At 69.2% G+C, this 18,669-nt stretch carries 17 protein-coding genes; 3 read left to right on the forward strand and 14 right to left on the reverse strand.

All coding sequences use genetic code 11. The features are described 5' to 3' along the window. Nucleotides 1-111: 111 nt before the first annotated feature. The 5 genes from EA796_RS20990 to EA796_RS21010 all read right to left on the reverse strand — a co-directional run bounded on the left by EA796_RS20990 (nucleotide 112) and on the right by EA796_RS21010 (nucleotide 6,893). Nucleotides 112-1,482 carry a TRAP transporter large permease subunit gene (locus EA796_RS20990; RefSeq protein ID WP_122110023.1) on the reverse strand — a complete coding sequence of 457 codons (1,371 nt, stop codon included), beginning with the start codon at nucleotides 1,480-1,482 and terminating at the stop codon, nucleotides 112-114. A gap of 16 nt (nucleotides 1,483-1,498) precedes the next feature. After that, nucleotides 1,499-2,098, reverse strand: coding sequence for a TRAP transporter small permease subunit (locus EA796_RS20995; protein ID WP_122110024.1), 600 nt, complete (start codon nucleotides 2,096-2,098; stop codon nucleotides 1,499-1,501). Between the two features lie 80 nt (nucleotides 2,099-2,178). Next, entirely contained in the window at nucleotides 2,179-3,264 is a 1,086-nt protein-coding gene (locus tag EA796_RS21000) for a TRAP transporter substrate-binding protein (protein ID WP_122110025.1), read from the reverse strand. A 348-nt stretch (nucleotides 3,265-3,612) separates the two neighbouring features. Continuing rightward, a complete protein-coding gene (locus tag EA796_RS21005) occupies nucleotides 3,613-5,343 on the reverse strand; it encodes a PHB depolymerase family esterase (RefSeq protein WP_122110026.1) in 1,731 nt (576 codons plus the stop codon). A gap of 338 nt (nucleotides 5,344-5,681) precedes the next feature. Beyond that, nucleotides 5,682-6,893: an MFS transporter gene (locus EA796_RS21010; RefSeq protein ID WP_122110027.1), complete on the reverse strand. Its 1,212-nt coding sequence runs from the start codon at nucleotides 6,891-6,893 to the stop codon at nucleotides 5,682-5,684. A gap of 98 nt (nucleotides 6,894-6,991) precedes the next feature. Between EA796_RS21010 and EA796_RS21015 the strand changes: the two genes are divergently transcribed. Continuing rightward, on the forward strand, nucleotides 6,992-7,954 hold the full coding sequence (locus EA796_RS21015; RefSeq protein WP_122110028.1) for a LysR family transcriptional regulator: 963 nt from the start codon (nucleotides 6,992-6,994) through the stop codon (nucleotides 7,952-7,954). A gap of 10 nt (nucleotides 7,955-7,964) precedes the next feature. Here the strand turns inward: EA796_RS21015 and EA796_RS21020 are convergent, their stop codons facing one another. The 7 genes from EA796_RS21020 to EA796_RS21050 form a co-directional block, all read right to left on the reverse strand. Beyond that, on the reverse strand, nucleotides 7,965-9,278 hold the full coding sequence (locus tag EA796_RS21020) for an FAD-binding oxidoreductase (RefSeq protein WP_122110029.1): 1,314 nt from the start codon (nucleotides 9,276-9,278) through the stop codon (nucleotides 7,965-7,967). 143 nt (nucleotides 9,279-9,421) lie between these two features. Beyond that, nucleotides 9,422-10,789: a glutamine synthetase family protein gene (locus EA796_RS21025; protein ID WP_122110030.1), complete on the reverse strand. Its 1,368-nt coding sequence runs from the start codon at nucleotides 10,787-10,789 to the stop codon at nucleotides 9,422-9,424. 121 nt (nucleotides 10,790-10,910) lie between these two features. Continuing rightward, nucleotides 10,911-11,093 (reverse strand): hypothetical protein, encoded by a 183-nt coding sequence (locus EA796_RS21030; protein ID WP_082457777.1) that lies wholly within the window; start codon nucleotides 11,091-11,093, stop codon nucleotides 10,911-10,913. A 75-nt stretch (nucleotides 11,094-11,168) separates the two neighbouring features. Next, entirely contained in the window at nucleotides 11,169-12,188 is a 1,020-nt protein-coding gene (locus EA796_RS21035; protein ID WP_178082589.1) for a hypothetical protein, read from the reverse strand. Nucleotides 12,189-12,323: 135 nt separating this feature from the next. After that, entirely contained in the window at nucleotides 12,324-12,980 is a 657-nt protein-coding gene (locus tag EA796_RS21040; protein WP_122110031.1) for a cupin domain-containing protein, read from the reverse strand. A gap of 7 nt (nucleotides 12,981-12,987) precedes the next feature. Then, a complete protein-coding gene (locus tag EA796_RS21045) occupies nucleotides 12,988-13,407 on the reverse strand; it encodes a VOC family protein (protein ID WP_122110032.1) in 420 nt (139 codons plus the stop codon). 3 nt (nucleotides 13,408-13,410) lie between these two features. Continuing rightward, nucleotides 13,411-14,253, reverse strand: coding sequence for a type 1 glutamine amidotransferase domain-containing protein (locus EA796_RS21050; RefSeq protein WP_122110033.1), 843 nt, complete (start codon nucleotides 14,251-14,253; stop codon nucleotides 13,411-13,413). A gap of 110 nt (nucleotides 14,254-14,363) precedes the next feature. Here EA796_RS21050 and EA796_RS21055 point away from each other — a divergent pair, with 110 nt between their 5' ends. After that, nucleotides 14,364-15,287, forward strand: coding sequence for a LysR family transcriptional regulator (locus EA796_RS21055; protein ID WP_122110034.1), 924 nt, complete (start codon nucleotides 14,364-14,366; stop codon nucleotides 15,285-15,287). Here EA796_RS21055 and EA796_RS21060 read toward each other — a convergent pair. Next, a complete protein-coding gene (locus EA796_RS21060; protein ID WP_122110035.1) occupies nucleotides 15,277-16,191 on the reverse strand; it encodes a LysR family transcriptional regulator in 915 nt (304 codons plus the stop codon). The genes EA796_RS21055 and EA796_RS21060 overlap by 11 nt on opposite strands. 113 nt (nucleotides 16,192-16,304) lie before the next feature. On the opposite strand from EA796_RS21060, the gene EA796_RS21065 reads away from it, so the two are divergent. After that, nucleotides 16,305-16,904, forward strand: a complete 600-nt coding sequence (locus EA796_RS21065) for a short chain dehydrogenase (protein WP_122110036.1) — start codon at nucleotides 16,305-16,307, stop codon at nucleotides 16,902-16,904. A gap of 176 nt (nucleotides 16,905-17,080) precedes the next feature. Here the strand turns inward: EA796_RS21065 and EA796_RS21070 are convergent, their stop codons facing one another. After that, entirely contained in the window at nucleotides 17,081-18,592 is a 1,512-nt protein-coding gene (locus EA796_RS21070; protein ID WP_178082590.1) for a methyl-accepting chemotaxis protein, read from the reverse strand. Nucleotides 18,593-18,669: the final 77 nt, after the last annotated feature.

The raw sequence follows: 18,669 nt of genomic DNA on the forward strand, positions 1-18,669 counted from the left end.
GTCGAGGTCGTCGCGGGAAATGGCCATGGCAGTTGCGCCTCCATCGGTTGATCCGGGAAATGACGCAAGCCCTGCCACCTGGGCAGGGCATCGCGCATGCGGCGATGGCGGTCATGGCCCGCCATACACCTCGTTGGGCAACCAGGTGGCCAGCGCCTCGAAGTGGAACACCAGGGCCAGGCCGAGCAGTTGCAGGAGGATGAAGGGCAGCACGCCGAGGTAGATGTGCCGGGTGGTGATCCCCGGCGGGCACACGCCCTTGATGTAGAACAGGGCGAAGCCCACCGGCGGGGTGAGGAAGGAGGTCTGCAGGCACAGGGCGAAGAGGATGGCGAACCACAGCGGGTCCACGCCCATGGCGAACAGCACCGGCGCCACCAGCGGCAGGACGATCAGGGTGATCTCCACCCAGTCGAGGAAGAAGCCCAGCAGGAAGGTGATCAGCAGCACCGTGAGCAGCACGCCGGTCTGGCCGAACGGCAGGCTGGTCAGCGCCGCGCGCACCACGTCGTCGCCGCCGAGGCCGCGCAGCACCGCGGCGAACACCGTGGCGCCGATAAAGATGCCGAAGATGAACGCGGTGGTGCGGCTGGTCTGGTACAGCGACTCCTTGAGCACGGCCAGGTTCAGCCGGCCGCTGGCGTAGGCCATCAGCACGGCGCCGGCGGCGCCCACCGCCGAGGCCTCGGTGGTGGTGGCGATACCGAAGAAGATCGAGCCGAGCACGGCGAGGATCAGCGCCAGCGGCGGCACCACGGCGAGGAACACGTCGAGCAGGGCGCGGGCGTCCAGCGGCTGGCGGTTCTTCGGCGCCGGGGCGAAGTCCTTCTTCAGCCAGGCGGCGATCAGGATGTACAGCACATACAGGACGCCGAGCATCATCCCCGGGATCAGCGCGCCCATGAACAGCTTGCCCACCGAGGCCTCCGGGGTACCGAGGCGGTCGGCCATCAGCACCAGCATGATGCTCGGCGGAATCAGGATGCCCAGGGTGCCCACCGAGCAGGCGGTGCCCACCGCCAGGCGCTTGTTGTAGTTGGCCTGCAGCATCGGCCCCAGCGACAGCAGGCCGAGCAGCACCACCGAGGCGCCGACGATGCCGGTGGAGGCGGCCAGCAGCACGCCGACTATCACCACGGTGACGGCGTAGCCGCCGCGCAGCGGGCCGAGCACGCGCACCAGGCTGTGCATCAGGCGCTCGGCGATGCCGGAGCGGTCGAGCATGATGCCCATGAAGATGAACAGCGGCAGCGCCACCATCAGCTCGTTGGCGACTATGCCGTAGATGCGCGCGTCCAGTACGCCGATGGTGCCGCCCCAGGTGAACCAGAGGTTGGCGTCGAAATACTCCACCAGCACATGGCCGGCGACGGCGAATACCAGGCCGACGCCGGCCAGCGACCAGGCCACGGGAAAGCCGAGCAGCAGCAGGCCCATGAAGGCGGCGAACATGGCGATGACCAGAATTTGTTCCAGACCCATCTTTTCAGCCTCGTGATCAGGGATGCGTCGGACCGCCATCGCGGTCGGCGTCAGGCGCAGGGATGGCCCGGGGGAAATTCAGCAGCAGGGTGCTGCAGCGCGTGGCGCGGGCGAACAGGGCGATGGCGGTCAGCGCCAGGCCCAGCGGCAGCACGCTCTTGAACAGGAAGCGATAGGGCAGGCCGCTGGGCGCCTGCGAATGCTCCAGGTAGACGAAGGCGGTGTGGGCATAGGCGAGCAGGCTGTCGATCATCAGGACGATCACCGGCAGCGCCAGCAGGACGATGCCCAGCAGCTCGATCCAGGCCTGGGTGCGCAGCGCGAACTTCTCGCGCAGCACATCGACGCGCACGTGGTCGTCGCGCACCACGGCGTAGGCCAGGGCCAGCAGGGTGGCGGCGCCGAACAGGTGCCAGGACAGCTCCTCCAGGGCGATCGAGCCGCGCGCCAGGACGAAGCGGCTGAACACGTTGCACAGCACCACCAGCAGCACGGCGATCCACAACCAGGCGCTGGCCTGGCCGATGGCGACGATGAAGCGTTCCAGCAGGTGGGACAGGCGGTTGTGCGGCAGCTCGGCGCCAGGCGCGCGAGCGGCGGATGCGGGTTGTTGCATCGGGGAACCTCGAACGAATCAGGCAGACAGGTGCAGCGGGCCGCGGCGATGCCGGGCCCGTGCGGGTTCGCGCTGGGCGATCAGTTCTGCTGGTTGAAGTCGCGCGGCAGGTAACCCATGCGGTTCCAGCCGGCGTACTGCGCCATGAACTCGCGCTGGCTGGTCAGCACGCGCTTGAACATGGGGTCCTGGCCGGCCATCTCGTCCAGTACCTCGTTGGTCACCTTCTGCAGCTCCTGCAGCACCGGTGCGGGCAGCACCTGGGGCTTGACCCCTTCCTGCTGGTAGGCGGCGAGGGCGAACGGCTGCGCCCACTCGCTCTCGGCGAAGCCCTTGAGGGTGGCCGACTCGCAGCCCATCTCGATCAGCGCGCGGCTCTGCGGCTCCAGCTTGTCCCACACGTCCTGGTTGACCAGCAGGTGCGAGGTGGTCAGGGTCTGGTGCCAGCCCGGCATGATGTAGTTCTTGATGATCTGGTCGAGGCCGAGCATCTTGTCGATCGCCGGCTGGGAGAACTCGGTGGCGTCGATGGTCTTGCGCTCCAGCGCCTGGTAGATCTCGCCGCCGGGGATCATGGTGACCGAGGCGCCGAGCTTCTCCAGCACCTTGCCGCCGATGCCGGCGAAGCGGATGCGCAGGCCGTCGAAGTCCTTCATCTGCTCGATCGGCTTGGCGAACCAGCCGGCGCCCTCCGGGCCGATGATGCTGCACAGCATCGGGTGGATCTTGTGCGGCGCGTAGATCTCCTCCAGCAGCTTCTTGCCGTCGCCCTGGTAGTACCAGGCCAGGTAGGCCGGCGGCTCCATGTTGAAGGGCGCGCCGGAATACAGCGGCAGGGCCGGGATGCTGCCCTGGTCGTAGCCGATCCAGGTGTAGCCGGCCGGGTACTTGCCGCTGCTCACCGAGTTCATGATCTCGAACGGCGGCACCAGCTCGCCCGGCTCGTAGTAACGCAGCTGGATGTCGCCGCCGGAGATGGCCTTGAGCGATTCGGAAAGGTGCTTGACCGGCGTGGTCAGGCCGACCAGGTGGGAGGGGAAGGCCAACGGCACCTGCCAGCGGATCTTCTCGCTGGCCAGCGCCGGGCCGGCCAGCAGACTGCCGGCGAGCAGCGCGGCGGCAGAGATACCCAGGGTCAGGCGGGAAAACGAATGTGTGACGGACATGCTGGAGTTCCTTCTTGTTGTAATTGTTTTCGAACAACGGCCCGGTCGCTCGCGCCGACGCGGAATGCTCCGCGCCGCAGCGGCGCCAGCCGTTAGCCCATACGCCAATGCGATCTCTGTGCCAGCTTTCAATGTCTTTATAAAACAACAAGTTAGAAGGCACTCGCTCACCCAGCACAGCGGCCAAGTCTTGAAATCTGGACAGTTGCGCGAAGAGTCCGCCAGACATGTCCAGAAATCCGGACAGGCCGCCTGACGGGGCGGAGGGGGGTGAGAGGCGAGCCGTCAACGGCACTCGCCTCTCGTTTCAGCCGTGCGCGGGCACGCTCCTGCCCGCCAGGCGCCGCCTCAGTTGCTGCAGCGTCCGGTCTGGAAATGGCCCTGGGCGGTTTCCTTGACCCAGGTGCTCAGCCCCGACAGGCTGCCCAGGTACTGGTTGCCGCCGACCGTGTAGTAGCCGTAATAGGCGCGCCCGGCCATCACGTGGCTGAGATTGCTGGCGTTCCACTCCTGGCAGGTGAAGCCCGGGCCACTGCCGCCGCACGCGGCGGGTCGCTGGGCATACCAGCGCCCCGGCTCACCCTCGTACAGCGGAACGTTGCTCCAGGTGTCGAACGAGCCACCGATGTCCACGCCGTCGTCCTTGGCGTAGGCGCGCAGGTTGGAGGTGCCGCCGGCGTAGGCGCGACCGGCGCCGATGTGGGCATAGGGCGAAGCGCTGACGACCTGGCAGGTTTCCACCGGGGCGCTGGGATCGTAGACCTCCACGGTACGGGTGAGCGTGGTGCGGTTGCCGTCGCTGTCGGTGGCCGAGTAGAGACAGCTGTAGCTGCCGACGACGCTCGGGTTCACCGCACTGCAGTCGGCGCTGACCGGCAGGCTGCCGTCCTCCGGATCGTTCGCCGTGGCGCCCGGATCGCTGAACGCGCTGCCCAGCGGCCAGGACAGCGGGTTGTCGCCGTTCAGCGTGATTACCGGATGCCCCTGCGGCTGGCTACCGTCACGGCTGTGGCGGCTGAAGAAGTCCCAGACGATGTCCGGGTAGCTCGGGCCGACCTGTACCGACCACTTGCCGTTGTTGCCCTGGGCGCCGCCGATCCAGTAATGGCCGTGGTTGGTATCCAGGGTGTTGGGCGTGCTCAGCGGGCCGTCGTAGATGACGGTCTCCACCAGCGAACGAGTCGCTGTGGTGCCGTCCTGGGTGTAGGCGATGCGACGGCAGCCATGGTCGTTCTGATGGTAGGGCGAGCAGCCGGTATCGGAGGCCTTGGTGGTCGCCGGGGTGTTGCGGCTGGCGCTGCCGAACACCTGCAGCTGAGCGTCGCGCATGGTGTTGGCCGCGGTCTGCAGCACGGTGCAGTCGTTCTTGTTCTGCAGGATCATCAGGGGGATCGGGTAGGCGTCGTTGACTTCGCTGCGCATGTCGGCCGCAACCTGGCTGACGCTGCGGAAGGTGGCCGAGCCGGGGCATTGCCCGGACAGCGAGACCGAAGACGCCGTTTCCCGGTATGGCAAGCCTGCCGCCGGCGCCGCCGCCGCCCAGTACTCGTTGTAGGCCACGGCTGCGACCAGGGCCATGGCCCCGCCGGACGACAGGCCGGTGATGAAGCGCCGGTTGGCGTCGATGACGAAGTTGGCTTCCACCTGCTGGGCGATGCGGTGCAGGTCCGCGACCTCCCCGCCGCCCTGGTGGACATGCTGCTCGAACCAGAAGCCCCAGCAGTTCTCGTTGCGCAGGCCGTCGTAGCTGGTGATGAAGGGTGCCACCAGAATGAAGCCGTAGCGATCCGCCGCCGCCTTGAGCCCCCAGTCGTTGAGCACGTCGTCGTTGCTTTGCTTGCAGCCATGCAGGGCCATGACCAGGGGCGCCGGACTGGTTATTCCGGCGGGAACATACACTTTGTAAGTGCGCTCCCGCGAGCCGCTGTAGGCCTGTTGTGGCGAGGTGTAGGAGTAAGTTTGCCCCGCCGTGACCGTGGTCGGCCACAGCAGGAGCATCAGCAGGGAACACAGGGCGGCAGTGAAAAAGCGGCAAAGACGCTGATCCGCCATGCCTGGGGGCAAGGATCGCTTGGTCATGGGCGTACTCCGTTATTGACGTTGTTTTCTGGAGGTGCGCGAACCACCCTGGGACAGCTCCGAACTGCGGCTGCCCGCCAGACGCTCGCCCTGGCGTCTTTGGAATATTCATGCCAACCGGCAAGGCTCAATATTTTCAATGAGTTGGCGTCAGCAGCGGGCTGAAGCGCAGGTCGTTTCCAGGATTTCGGACAGCTTTATCCGGCCCGCGCCCGCGCAGCGGCCCTTTGTGTCCAGAAGTCGGGAGGAGGCTGTCCAGCGGGCCAGACCCTGGGCCGGCAGCGCCGCGTCCCAGAGCGCTCTGCCCCGCTCCACTGGCATGCGCTCGACCAGGTCCGTCACGGCCTGGATGCCGGCAGCAGCCGCACCAGCAACGCGCCACAGGAGGCGACGATGGCCAGCGCCACCACCCCACTCCAGCCCCACTGCGCCAGCGCCATGCTGCCCAGCCCGGCGCCGCTCGCCATGCCGACGAAGACGCCGGTGAACAGCACCGCATTCAGGCGACTGCGCGCCGGCGGGTCGATGCCGTAGACGATGGTCTGATGGGCGACCAGCGTCGCCTGGATGGCGAAGTCGAAGCCGATGGCGGCGACCACGATCAGACCCAGCTGGGCCTCGAACGGCAGCGCCTCGACCAGACCCAGCAGGGCGAACGAGCCCAGCGTCAATGCCGCGCCGAGGCGGGTCACGCCTTCGGGACCGCGGCGATCGGCCAGGCGCCCGGCCAGAGGCGCCGCCAGGGCACCCGCCGCACCGGCCAGGCCGAACGCCCCGGCCGCCGCACTGCCCAGGCCGAAGCGGGCATGCAGCATCACCGCCAGCGTCGACCAGAACGCGCTGAACGCCACCGACAACAGCCCCTGGGCCAGCGCCGCACGGCGCAGGGCCGGATAGCGCGACCAGAGTTTCAGCATCGAGCCGAGCAGCGCGCCATAGCCCAGCGAGGTGGTCGCGGCGAAGCGCGGCAGGCCCCGCCAGGCACCGAGGGCGAACAGCGCGATGGAGATCGCCGCCACCCCATACACCGCGCGCCAGCCGAACTGCTCGGCGATCAGTCCGCTCATCACCCGCGACAGCAGAATGCCGAGCAGCAGACCGGTCATCACCGTGCCCACCACCGTGCCGCGCTCGCTCTCCGGGGCCATGGTCGCGGCGGCCGGGACGATGTCCTGGGCCATGGTGGCGGCGAGGCCGATGGCCAGGCTGGCGACCAGCAGGGCCCCCACGCCCGGCGCGATGCTGCTCAGCAGCAGGGCCAGCATCAGCATGCCGGCCTTGGCCAGGATGATCCGCCGCCGGTCGTAGCGGTCCCCCAGCGGCGCCAGCAGCAGGATGCCCAGGGCGTAGCCGAGCTGCGTCAGCATCGGCACCATGCCGACGGCACGCTCGCCAGCCTGGATGTCGGCGCCCAGCACACCCAGCATCGGCTGGCTGTAGTAGAGGGTGGCAACGCTCAGCCCGGCCCCCGTGGCCAGGAGAAGCACGAGCCCGCGCGACAACGCGGGTGCGCTGTGCGCCAGCGCGGGGGAGCAAGGTGTCGAGGTCATGAGCGTTTTCCCAGAGGCTTGAACAAGGGCGTCATTCTCATCGCGTATCGAAAGGCGCTGTAGTAGCCTTCCAGGCAAATCAGTTATGCACTTTACGTATGAGCGAACTCGTCACCAGCCTCGATCGCATCGAACTGCTGCGCACCTTCATCCGCATCGTCGACGCCGGCAGCCTGTCGGCCGCCGCCGCGCAGCTGAACACCACGCAGCCCACCGTCAGCCGTCGCCTGCAGACGCTGGAGCGCTCGCTGGGCCTGCAGCTGCTCAACCGAACCACCCACGGCATGCAGCTGACCGGCGATGGCGAGCGCTGCTACACCTACGCCAGGCAGGTGCTGGAAAGCTGGACGGAGATGGAAGATGAGCTGATCGGCGCACGCGAAGACCCTCGCGGTACGCTGCGCGTGCAGGTCCCTCACGCCTTCGGCCAGGACCAGCTGATCGCCCCGCTGGGGGAGTACCTGCGTCGCTACCCGAAGGTGGGCGTGGAGTGGGTGCTGCACGATCGCCGGCCCGACTTCACCGCCGAGGGCATCGACTGTGCGATTCAGGTCGGCTTCATCGAAGACCCGTCGGTGGTCGCCATCCGCCTCGGTGAAGTGCCGCGGATCGTGGTCGCGGCGCCGGAGCTCGTCGGCGACGGGCCGCTGCCCGCTTCGACCGAACAGCTGCAGCGCCTGCCCTGGCTGGCGCTACGCACCTATTACACCAACGAGGTGGTGCTGACCTGCCTGCGTGACGGTCGCTCGCACCGCTTTGCGATCCAGCCGCGGATGAGCACCGACAGCCTCTATGCCCTGCGCAGCGCCGCGCTCGCCGGGCTCGGCGCCTGCGTCAGCTCGGCCTGGATAGTCGCCCGCGATATCGAGGAAGGCCGCCTGGTCCAGCTGATCCCGCAATGGCAGGCCGCGCCCCTGCCGGTCTACCTGATCTACCCACACGCGCGCAGCTACCCGGCCAAGCTGCGCCTGTTCGCCGAGCTGATCCGCAGCCGCATGCCGAATCTCGTCGGCCTGCGCGCAGCAGGCGCGGAGGTTGCGCAGCCGGGCAGCCGTCACTGACGCGCTGTGCTCAGCGCAGCTTCTCCAGCATCTGGTAGTACCACATGCCGGCGGCCAGCATCGGGTTGCCGAGCTGGTCGCCCAGCGGCACCTTGATGTGCCTGCAGGCGGCGAAGGTGTCGTACTGCTCCAGATCGCCGGTGATCGCCTTGGCCATGATCTCGCCCATGATGTGGGTGGTGGCGATGCCGTGGCCGGAGTAGCCCTGGCAGTACCAGACGTTGCTCGACAGCTTGCCCAGCTGCGGGATGCGGTTCATCACGATGCCCATGGCGCAGCTCCACTGGAAGTCGATCTGCACCCCCTTGAGCTGCGGGAAGGTACGCTCGATGCAAGGGCGCAGCTCGCCGGCGATATCCCGCGAGTCGCGCCCGGAGTAGTTGCAGCCGCCGCCGAACAGCAGGCGGCCGTCGGCGGTGAGGCGGTAGTAGTCGAGCACGAAGCGGCAGTCGTACACCGCCAGGTCCTGCGGGTTGATCTCGCGGGCCAGCTCGCCCAGTGGCGCGGTGGTGACGATGCCGCCCATGGCCGGGAAGATCAGACCCTTGAGCTGCTTGCGCTCGAGCTTGTGGTAGACGTCGCCGGCCAGCAGCACCTGCTTGGCCTCGATCCGCCCACCGCGGGTGACCACCGCCGGACGCGCGCCGTGGACGATCTCCAGCACCTCGGAATGTTCGAAGATCAGCGCGCCCAGGCTCTCGGCCGCCTTGGCCTCGCCGATGCACAGGTTGAGCGGATGCAGGTGCATGTTGCGGTTGTTCCTGATCGCCCCGCAGTACAGCTCGCTGCCGAGCTGGGCGCGCACGCCGGCGGCGTCGAGCAGGGTCACCTCCTCGCCCATGCCGCGGCGCACAGCTTCCTCATAGGAAGCCCTGAGCTCGTCCATGTGCACCGGCTTCATCGCCGCGTGCAGATGGCCGTGCTTGAGGTCGCAGTCGATACCGTACTTTTCCACCCGGCTCTTGATGATCTGGTGGCCGCGCCAGCGCAGGTGCCAGATGAAGTCGTCCACCTCCTCGCCCAGGCTGTTGCGCATCTGCTTGCGCATGGCCTCGTCGCCGGACAGGCTGCCGGTGACCTGGCCGCCGTTGCGCCCGGTGGCGCCCCAGCCGATCTTGTGGGTCTCGATCACGGCCACCTTGAGGCCGCGTTCGGCCAGCTCCACGGCGGTGGCGACGCCGGTGAAGCCGCCGCCGATGATGGCCACGTCGACGCTCACGCTGCCTTGCAGCGTCGGGTAGTCGGTCTCAAAGTTGAGCGAGGCCGAGTAGTAGGACGGCGCACGCTCGGCGGCGGGTTTGACGGGTTGGGTGATGGCGTTCATTGCATATCCTTCAGGGCGGTTAGCCGCCGTAGGGGGTGCGGGGCCGCCTAGGCCGTGCGCACCGATGAATCATCAGTCGTCGCGGCTAAACGTGCGTCCCATGTGGGAGGGGCTTCAGCCGCGATCCTTTCAAATAGGGGCCATCAGGCGTTGCTCAGGTACCAGCGCCAGTCCTGCTCGCCGACCTCGCCCATGAACTGGCGGTACTCGGCGCGCTTGACCGCGAGAAAGACCTTGAGGAACTCCGCGCCGAAGGCGTCGCGCGCCCAGCCGGAGCGCTCCAGCGCCTGGATCGAGGTCAGCCAGTCGGTGGGCAGCAGCTCCTTGGCCTGGGCATAGCCGTTGCCCTGCACCGGCTCGCCCGGATCCAGCCCCTCACGAATGCCGCGGTGGATGCCGGCGAGGATCGCCGCGGCGGCCAGATAGGGGTTGGCGTCGGCGCCACAGATGCGGTGCTCCACATGCCGGGTTGGGGCCGGGCCGCCCGGCACGCGCAGGCTCACGGTGCGGTTGTCCACGCCCCAGGTCGGCGCCAGCGGCGCGTAGCTGTTGGCCTGGAAGCGCCGGTAGGAGTTGGCGTTGGGGCAGAACAGCAGCAGCGAATCGAGCAGGCTGGCGAGCATGCCGCCGACCGCCTGGCGCAGCAGCGGCGTGCCGGCCGGGTCCTCGCTGGCGAACAGGTTGGCGCCGTCGCCGTCGGCCAGACTGACGTGCATATGCATGCCGGTGCCGGCGATCTCGGCGAAGGGCTTGGCCATGAAGCAGGCCTGCATGCCGTGGGCATGGGCCACGCCCTTGACCAGGCGCTTGTAACGCACCGCCTGGTCCATCGCCGCCAGCGCCGGGCCGTGTTCCAGGGTGATCTCCACCTGGCCGGGGGCGTATTCGGAAATCGCCGTGCGCACCGGGATGCCCTGGGCCTTGCAGGCGGCGTACAAATCCTTGAGGAACGGCTCGATCTGCTCCAGCTCGCGCAGGCCGTAGACCTGGGTCTGCCGCGGGCGGCCGCCGTCGGCGTCCAGCGCCGGCTGCGGGCGGCCCTGGGCGTCCGGTTTCTGGTCGAGCAAGTAGAACTCCAGCTCGCAGGCCATCACCGGGTGGTAGCCGTCGGCTTCGAGCTGCTCGATCACCCGCACCAGCAGTTGGCGCGGATCGGCGACGGTGGCCGGCAGGCCCTCGCTCGGGTGCATCGACACCTGCACCGCGGCGGTGGGAATCTGCCGCCAGGGCAGGCGCACCAGGCTGCCGGGCAGCGGGTAGGCGCGGCAGTCGATATCGCCGACCTCCCAGACCAGGCCGGAGTCCTCGACGTCCTCGCCCTGCAGGGTCAGGCCGAGCATGGTGCTCGGCAGCGGCCGGCCGCTGCGGTACAGCGCCAGCAGCTCCTCGCGGTGCAGCAGCTTGCCGCGCGGCACGCCGTTGGCGTCGAGGACGAACAGCTCGATCAGTTCGATATCGGGGTTGTGCGCGAGGAAATCCTCGGCTTCCTGCACGGGGGCAAAACTCGTCATGTTGCGCTCGCTTGCGCCAATTCGGCGCTCGGGGTCCGCACGGCCGGCTCGATGGTCGAGCGCCTGGCTACGGCAGACAAGGCTGGGTTGGACGGCTGCGGGCATGGCGCAGCCCTTGCTGTCAGCAGGCGGGCGCGGGGTCCGGTGGACGCGCGTGACGGCAGTGCCACAGCGCCCAGAAGGCGAGGATGATGGTCAGCAGGGGGTTGAGCCGGTCGGCGCCGAGGCGGGTCCGTAACGGACTGGCGCTGGGCGGGTGGCGATGACGCTGGGCGACGGGAGTCATGGCCAAGGAGACTCGCATGGCGGCGAATCCCGGTTAAATCGCATTTTTTACACATTCAGTTATTCCCTGGCTAAACAATGCGCGCCGGCGCGTTCAGGGCTCGCGCCATAGCGGCTGCCCATCGGCCAGCACCGGTCGGTAGCGCGGCAGCAGCGCACCGGGTCCGCCGAGGCTGGCCTCGATCTGCCGGGACAGGTGCTCGATGCCGGCCATCACGCCGCGCTCGGGGTCGCGCACCAGCGCCAGCCATTGCTCGTCGAAGGCGTCGTTGAGGTGGCGGCGCAGCTGCATCTCGGTGACCGGGCGCTCGCGCTCGTGAACCATGGCGCGGAACACCGAGGCGCCGATGGACACCACCAGGCCGGCCGCGCGCCCGACCATGGAGGAAATCACGCTGGCGGCGCCGCTGGTGGTGAGGTCGTCGACCAGGCGTTCGCTGGTGCTGCGGGTCACCTGTGAGATGCCCGGATGCGCCGACCAGGCCAGCGCGTTGCCCGGCTGCGCACCGATCCGCTCGATCAGCGCGGCATAGGCCGGCAGGCGCTCCAGCGGCTTGGCGCGGAGCACCTGGTAGAGCGAGGCGCCGGGCGGCACGGCGATGGCCGCAATGGCCTGCAGATGCTGGTCGAACTGCGCCGCGGGGATGCCATGGCGCTGGGCGATGCCCGGCAGCTGCTGGTCGAGCTGGCGCAGGTAGAACTGGGTGGACTGCTGGAGAATCTGCGGCGGCGCGATATCCCTGGCCACCGGCTCCAGCACCAGGTCCTGGTACCGCTCCTGCAGGTACTGGGCGAGCCGGCTCACGGTCTCATCGCGCTCGCCTTCGCCGTCGAGCTTGTACCAGGCGACCTTGAAGCCCAGCCAGCGCTGGGTCCAGTAGCTGGAGAACCAGGGGATATAGGCGGTGTCGGTCTGGCGGTAGACCAGGTCCAGCCAGCGATCCATGGCCGCCAGCGCCTGCTCGCGGGCCTGGCTGGCGGCGCTGCGCGAGGCGGCGGCGATATCGCGGTCGACCTGGCGCCAGGTATATGCCGACACCTGCACCGGGGGCGCGGAGGTGCAGGCCACCAGCGCCAGCAGCGGCACGGCAAGCAGCAGGCGCAAGCCGGGCATCGGGATGCCTCCCGCGCCATGCCGGGGCCAGGGACGGCCGCAGATGGCGCCGCTGCGTCCGCTCTCTCCCAGTATAGGTGCGCGCTGCTCGCCGAGCAGTTGAAGACCGCCCGCCGCACCCGCCAGTACAGGCGTCTAGGGCGCGAGGTGCCCGGTCTTGCACCAGACCAGACAGCCCTCGGCACTGCCCGGGCTATGGCTGAACTGCGCCGGGTAGCGCAGCCAGCTGCCCGCCGGATACACCCCGCGCTCGTCCTGCAGGCTGCCTTCGAGCACGAGAAACTCGGCGCCGCCGGGATAGTCATGCGGCGCTTGCGCGGTGTCGGGCGCCCAGCGCTGCAGGCGCACCTGCTCGCCGGCGAACGCGTGCAGGGCCAGCTCGTGCTGGCCGGGCAGCGCCCCCGGCGTCCACTCGGCACGGCGGCTGTCGATCACTACCTCGGCGCGATCGGCCGGGTCAAACTGCATCAGCTTGACGAAAATCGTGCAGCCTTCGCGGCTGAAGGGCGTGTGGCGGCTGCCGATGGGATTGCGCACGTAGGTGCCGGCCGGGTAGTCGCCACGTTCGTCGGAGAACACCCCGTCCAGCACCAGGAACTCCTCACCGCCCGGATGCCCGTGCGCGCTGAAGTGCGAGCCCGGCGCGTAGCGCACGATGGAGGTGGCCCGCGCCAGCTCCTCGCCGATGCGGTCGAGCATCTGCCGTTCCACCCCGGCCAGCGGCGAGGCAACCCAGGGCGCATCGCCCGGGCGGATCACCACGGGCAGGGCGAAGTCGGCGTTAAGGCGCACGGTGCGCTCACCAGCTGCCGACGTTGGGCATGGACGCCCAGGGTTCGGCCGGCGCCAGCGGCTCGCCCTTCTGCAGCAGCTCGATGGAGATCTGGTCCGGCGAGCGCACGAAGGCCATGTGGCCGTCACGCGGCGGGCGGTTGATGGTCACGCCGTGTTCCTGCAGGCGCTGGCAGGCGGCGTAGATGTCGTCCACCGCGTAGGCCAGGTGGCCGAAGTTGCGCGCGCTGCCGTAGTCCTCGGTGTCCCAGTTGTAGGTCAGCTCGACCTGGGCATCCCGATCGCCCGGGGCGGCCAGGTAGACCAGGGTGAAGCGGCCCTGGGGGTATTCGCGCTGCTTGAGCACTTCCAGGCCGAGGGCATCGCGGTAGAAGCGCAGGGAGGCATCCAGATCCCGGACGCGCACCATGGTGTGCAGGTATTTCATCGCTCAGTTCCGCTCCAGAAGGGTCAGCAGGGCCTCGGCCAGGGCCTTGTCGGAGAAGGGATTCTGACCGGTGATCAGCTCGCGGTCGACCACCACGTGCGGCTGCCAGGCCTTGGCGTACTGCATGTCGCCACCGGCGGCGGCCATTGCCGGGGCCGGGTAGTAGCGGATGCGCGCACCCTCCAGGGAGCCTTCGAACACCGCCTCCTCCGGGTCGGAGAAGATGGTCATGCGGTAACCCTGGTAGGTCCAGTCCTTGGCCGCCGGCTGGTCGCCGCGAGCCAGCGCCGCCTCGTAGCCCTGCGGGTCAGTCTGCGCCGCCAGCAGCGCGATGGGGCCGTGGCAAATGGCGGCGGTGGGCTTGCCGGCCTGGTGGAAATGGCGCAGCAGCGCGCCGACCTGCGGGTTGTTGGCCAGGTCGATCAGCGGTGCGTGGCCACCGGGGATGAACAGCCCCTCGTACTGCTCCAGGTCGCCGGCCAGCACTTCGTCGAGCGACAGGCTGTCGTCGATGCCAGGCAGCCCGGCCACCACCTGCTGGATGCGCTGCATCTCGGCCGCGTCACCGCCAAAGTACTGCGGGTCGACGGACTTCTGATCCACGCTCGGCGCATTGCCCTTGGGCGTCACCAGCACCAGCTCGTAACCGGCCTTGAGCAGGCGGTCGGCCGGCACACCGAACTCGTTGAGGTAGTAGCCGGTGGCGTAGTGCCGGCCATCTTTGAGCGCCAGCTGGTTCTCGCTGGACAGCAGCACCAGCACCTGGCCCTTGGGCTCGGCGGCGAAGGCCGGGGTGGCGGCGAGGCCGGCGAGCACGGCCAGGGCCAGCGGGTGGAAGGTCTTCATGGGCGGTCTCCGTTGAATGAGGCGAACGTGGGTCCGTTCGGATGAGGCGAATCTTAGGCGGGCGGTTATGATTCGATAATTCGAAAGCTTTTATTTCTGGTATCCAAAAAGTGAATATCGCCAACAAGGACCTCAACCTGCTGCTGGTCTTCCACATGCTCTACCAGGAGCGCAACGCCTCGCAGGCCGCCGCGCGCATGGCGCTGAGCCAGCCGGCGCTGAGCCACAAGCTGAACAAGCTGCGCCACGAGCTGGGCGATGCGCTGTTCGTGCGCGCCCCGCGCGGCCTCACGCCAACGCCGCGGGCCCATGAGCTGGCGCCGCTGGTGCAGGGCCTGGTGGCCGAGCTGGAGGCCTTCTACGACCAGTGCGAGGGCCGCGACTTCCTGCAGCGCGCCGAGCGCATCCACCTCTACACCACCGACTACATCGAACAGACCCTGCTGCCCGCCCTGCTGCCGCGCCTGCGCGAGCAGGCGCCCAACCTGCTGCTGATCACCCACAACACCCGCGGCCTGCTGCCGCGCGAGGAACTGGAGAAAGGCACCTGCGACCTGGCCATCGCCGGCTTCTACGCCAACCTGCCGGACACCTTCCGCCAGCAGCGCCTGCTCTCCGAGGACTTCGTGGTGCTGGCCGCGCGCGACCATCCGCGCCTGGCCGGGGGGCTCGACCTGCCGGCCTACCTGGCCTGCGAACACCTGCTGACCACCCTCACCGGCGACCTCAACGGCCTGGTCGACCGCGCCCTGCAGGCCCAGGGGCAAACGCGCCGGGTGGCGGCCGGGCTGTCCAGCTTCATCGCGCCGAGCCGCCTGGTGCGCGGCAGCGAACTGTTGCTGACCTGCCTGCGCTCGGTGGCCGAGGAAGCGGTGGCGCGCGACGCCTCGCTGGTGCTGCACCCCCTGCCGGCCGGCCTGGAATTGCCGCAGGTGGAGGTGATGCAGATCTGGCACGAGCGCACCGACGCCGATCGCCTGCGCCGCTGGCTGCGCCAGCAGATCCAGCAGGTGGCCGGCGAGCTCAGGCGCTGAGGCCGTCCAGCGCCAGGCGGCTGCGCTCGAACCAGCCCAGCAGGTAGTCCGCCAGCGCCTGGGTACGGCGCGGCAGGGCGCCCTGCCAGGGGTGGACGAGGAATACCGGGGTGCTGCGCGTCTGGTAGTCGCGCAGCAGCCATTGCAGGCAGCCACCGGCCAGCTCGTCCTGGACCATGTAGGACGGCAGGCGGGCGATGCCGGCGCCGCTCAGCGCCGCCTTCTTCAGCAGGCTGTAGTGGTTGCTGGCCAGCTGCCCGGACACCGGCACCCGCTCCAGGCGGTGCTGGCGGTGGTACAGCCACTGCTCGAAGCCGCTGTAGTGGGTGTTGAGCAGGCACTGGTGCCGGCTCAACTCGGCCGGCGTCTGCGGCGCCGGGTGGCGCGCCAGGTAGGCCGGCGCGGCGCAGGTGATCTCCTGCAGGGCGAACAGCGGCCGCGCCACCAGGCGCTCGTCCTGCTCCACGCCGGAGCGGATGGCCAGGTCGAAACCATCGGCCAGCAGGTCGCGGTAGGCGTTGGCCAGGTCCAGCTCGACGCGCACCCGCGGGTAGCGGCTGGCGAAATCCAGCAGCAGAGCATCGAAGAAGGTCTCGCCGAGCGACACCGGCACGGTCAGGCGCACCGTGCCGGCCACCTCGTCCTGCAGGCTGCGCACCGCCTGCCGCGCGCGCTGGGCCTGGGCCTGCAGCGCCTGGGCCTCGGGCAGCAGGGCGGCGCCGGCGGCGGTCAGGTGCAGGCGCCGCGTGGTGCGGTGCAGCAGCTGGCTGCCGAGGCTGCGCTCCAGGCCGCTGATGCGCTTGGACAACTGGCCCTTGCTGCAGCCCAGGCGCTCGGCGGCGGCGGTGAAGCTGCCGGCCTCGACCAGCAGGGCGAAGGCGACCAGGTCTTCCAGCTCGCTCATGGCGCGGCACTCATTGTTTCCATATGAGAACCAAAGGTTTCACATTGCCCGGATTATTGGCAACCCAATCCCGCCTAAGCTGGTTCCACACCCCCTCACTCAGGAGCCCCAGCATGAAAATCATCCTCGTCGGTGCCAGCGGCACCATCGGCCAGGCCATCGACCGCGAGCTGCGCGAGCGCCACGACATCGTCCGTGTCGGCCGCCACAGCGGCGAGCTGCAGGTGGACATCAGCGATCCGGCGTCGATCCGCCGCCTGTTCGAGCAGACCGGCCCGTTCGACGCGCTGATCAGCGCCGCCGGCAACGCCCACTTCGGCGCGCTGGAGGAACTCAGCGCCAAGGAGTTCGCCGTGGGCCTGGACGACAAGCTGATGGGCCAGATCAACCTAGTGCTGATCGGCCGCGAGTTCGCCAACGACGGCGCCTCCTTCACCCTCACCTCCGGCGTGCTCAGCGAAGACCCGATCCGCTACGGCGCGGCGGTCAGCACGGTGAACGCCGCGCTGGACGGCTTCGTCCGCGCCGCCGCCATCGAACTGCCGCGCGGCCTGCGCATCAACGGCGTGAGCCCGACCATCCTGGAGGAGTCGCTGCCGGCCTACGGCCCCTACTTCCGCGGCTTCAAGGCGGTGCCGGCGGCCACGGTGGCGCTGGCCTACGCCAAGAGCGCCGAGGGCCGGCAGACCGGCCAGGTGTACCGCGTGCTGTGAGCCGGGCGCTTGTCGCGCCGGCCCGACAACGGGAGCAAGCCTGGCCGATGCGCCGTGGCGTCCGGGGGCCTGCGCGTACCACGCGCACCGCAGGTTCGATAGCGGCAAGGCGGTGCACCAGCCCCGGCAACGCCGACGCTCACCGCCGCCTGGATGATGCCGCGGTCGGGGCGACCCTACGGCTCCGGCTTGTAGCCCAGGCGCAGGCCGCCCCAGTGGCGGCCCTGAACCTGGATCGGCACCGACAGGTCGTGCATCAGCTCGCCGGTGTCGCGCATATAGGTCTGCAGCAGCAGGCGCTGGCGGTGGCTGCCGCAACGGCTGCCGGTACGGTCGTTGAACAGGCGCTTGCCGCGGCTGCGCGCGGCGTCCCTGGCCGGGTCGCCGCTGGGCGGGTGGTTGAAGGCGGCGTTGTGGGTCGGCACGTAGCCTTCGGGGGTGGTGGCGATGGCGAACACCAGCCCTTCGTGGCGTGCGAGCAAGGGCTCCTGCAGCGCCGGCAGCACCTGGTCGGCGTAATGGTCGAAGCGGGTGCGGTACTTCTGCGGTTGGGTGCCGGCAATCGGCTGGTAGTGGCGGTCGAACAGGTCGTCGAGGCCGATGCGCCCGGCCTGGACGTCCGCCTCGAACTGCGCGGCGATGGCCGCGGCGCCCTCGCGGGCGAGGTCGTAGGCGCGCTGGTGGTAGGCGTCGAGGCCGACCTCGGCAAGCTGCTCGCTGACCGTCTCGGCCTGGCCCACCAGCTGTTCGGCGGCGCCGGCGAGCTGGCGGGTCTGCGCCTCGCTGCCCTGCACGTCGCTCTGCAGCTGCACCGCGGCGGCGGACAGGCTGGCCAGGCGCTGGTGGTTGTCGGCGGTGCCGGCACTGATCTGCGCCACCTGCTGCTCGACCTCCTCGGCCTGCTCGGCGATGCCGTGCAGCTGGCTGCCGGCCGTCTCGATCTGCTGCGCGGCCTGCTCCAGCTCGCCGCTCTGACGCTGGATATGGGCGACCACCGCGGCGCTCTGCTGGCGGATGTCGGCGACCATCTGGCTGACTTCCTCGGTGGCGCTGGCGGTGCGCGCGGCGAGGTTGCGCACCTCGTCGGCGACCACGGCGAAACCGCGGCNGCTGGCGATGGACTGGATCACCTGGGTGACCTGCTCGATCTGCTCGGTGCGGCTGCCGAGGCCGTCGATCAGCTCGCGGCTGGCCAGGGTCTGCGCGCTGAGCTGCTGCATGCGCGCGATGGCCTGGCTCAGCTCGGCCTGGCCGCTGGCGCTGGCATCGCGTACCTGGCGCGCGGCGGCCAGGGTCTGCTCGGCGCGGGCGGCGCTGTCCTGCTCGGTGTGGGTGATGGCCTCGGCGGCCTGGCTGACCTGCGCCACCGCCGCCAGTTGCGACTGCAGGCGCTCGGCCAGCTGCTTGACCGCATGCGCCACCTGGGCGGCGGACAGCGCGTTGTGGCAGGTGTGCCGCGACAGGCCGCGGCTGAGTTCGACGAAGTCGCCGCCGGCCGGCTGCTGCGCGGCCGCAGGCTCGTCGCGACGCTGCCAGGGGCCGAGCCAGGGCCACAGCGCCAGCAGCAGCAGGGACGGCACGCTGACATAGAGCGGAAGCGCCGTCTGCTGGTAGACCAGCATCAACCCGGCCAGGCCGAGGGCGTGCAACAGGCAGGCAATCGGGGAACGGACAAAGGCAGCTTGCATGACCGACCTCAGAGTTCTTGTTCTTGGGCGCGGCGAGGCGCTGTAGGCGGACGGGGTCACGGCGGGTTCTCCTCGAA

It is taken from the genome of Pseudomonas sp. AOB-7, from assembly GCF_003696305.1.
Taxonomy (GTDB): Bacteria; Pseudomonadota; Gammaproteobacteria; order Pseudomonadales; family Pseudomonadaceae; genus Aquipseudomonas.

Bases quoted from the DNA above. Each gene is read 5' to 3' on its own strand.
- EA796_RS20990 (WP_122110023.1), bottom strand. From the start codon at position 1,482: ATGGGTCTGGAACAAATTCTGGTCATCGCCATGTTCGCCGCCTTCATG.
- EA796_RS20995 (WP_122110024.1), bottom strand. From the start codon at position 2,098: ATGCAACAACCCGCATCCGCCGCTCGCGCGCCTGGCGCCGAGCTGCCG.
- EA796_RS21000 (WP_122110025.1), bottom strand. From the start codon at position 3,264: ATGTCCGTCACACATTCGTTTTCCCGCCTGACCCTGGGTATCTCTGCC.
- EA796_RS21005 (WP_122110026.1), bottom strand. From the start codon at position 5,343: ATGACCAAGCGATCCTTGCCCCCAGGCATGGCGGATCAGCGTCTTTGC.
- EA796_RS21010 (WP_122110027.1), bottom strand. From the start codon at position 6,893: ATGACCTCGACACCTTGCTCCCCCGCGCTGGCGCACAGCGCACCCGCG.
- EA796_RS21015 (WP_122110028.1), top strand. From the start codon at position 6,992: ATGAGCGAACTCGTCACCAGCCTCGATCGCATCGAACTGCTGCGCACC.
- EA796_RS21020 (WP_122110029.1), bottom strand. From the start codon at position 9,278: ATGAACGCCATCACCCAACCCGTCAAACCCGCCGCCGAGCGTGCGCCG.
- EA796_RS21025 (WP_122110030.1), bottom strand. From the start codon at position 10,789: ATGACGAGTTTTGCCCCCGTGCAGGAAGCCGAGGATTTCCTCGCGCAC.
- EA796_RS21030 (WP_082457777.1), bottom strand. From the start codon at position 11,093: ATGCGAGTCTCCTTGGCCATGACTCCCGTCGCCCAGCGTCATCGCCAC.
- EA796_RS21035 (WP_178082589.1), bottom strand. From the start codon at position 12,188: ATGCCCGGCTTGCGCCTGCTGCTTGCCGTGCCGCTGCTGGCGCTGGTG.
- EA796_RS21045 (WP_122110032.1), bottom strand. From the start codon at position 13,407: ATGAAATACCTGCACACCATGGTGCGCGTCCGGGATCTGGATGCCTCC.
- EA796_RS21050 (WP_122110033.1), bottom strand. From the start codon at position 14,253: ATGAAGACCTTCCACCCGCTGGCCCTGGCCGTGCTCGCCGGCCTCGCC.
- EA796_RS21060 (WP_122110035.1), bottom strand. From the start codon at position 16,191: ATGAGCGAGCTGGAAGACCTGGTCGCCTTCGCCCTGCTGGTCGAGGCC.
- EA796_RS21065 (WP_122110036.1), top strand. From the start codon at position 16,305: ATGAAAATCATCCTCGTCGGTGCCAGCGGCACCATCGGCCAGGCCATC.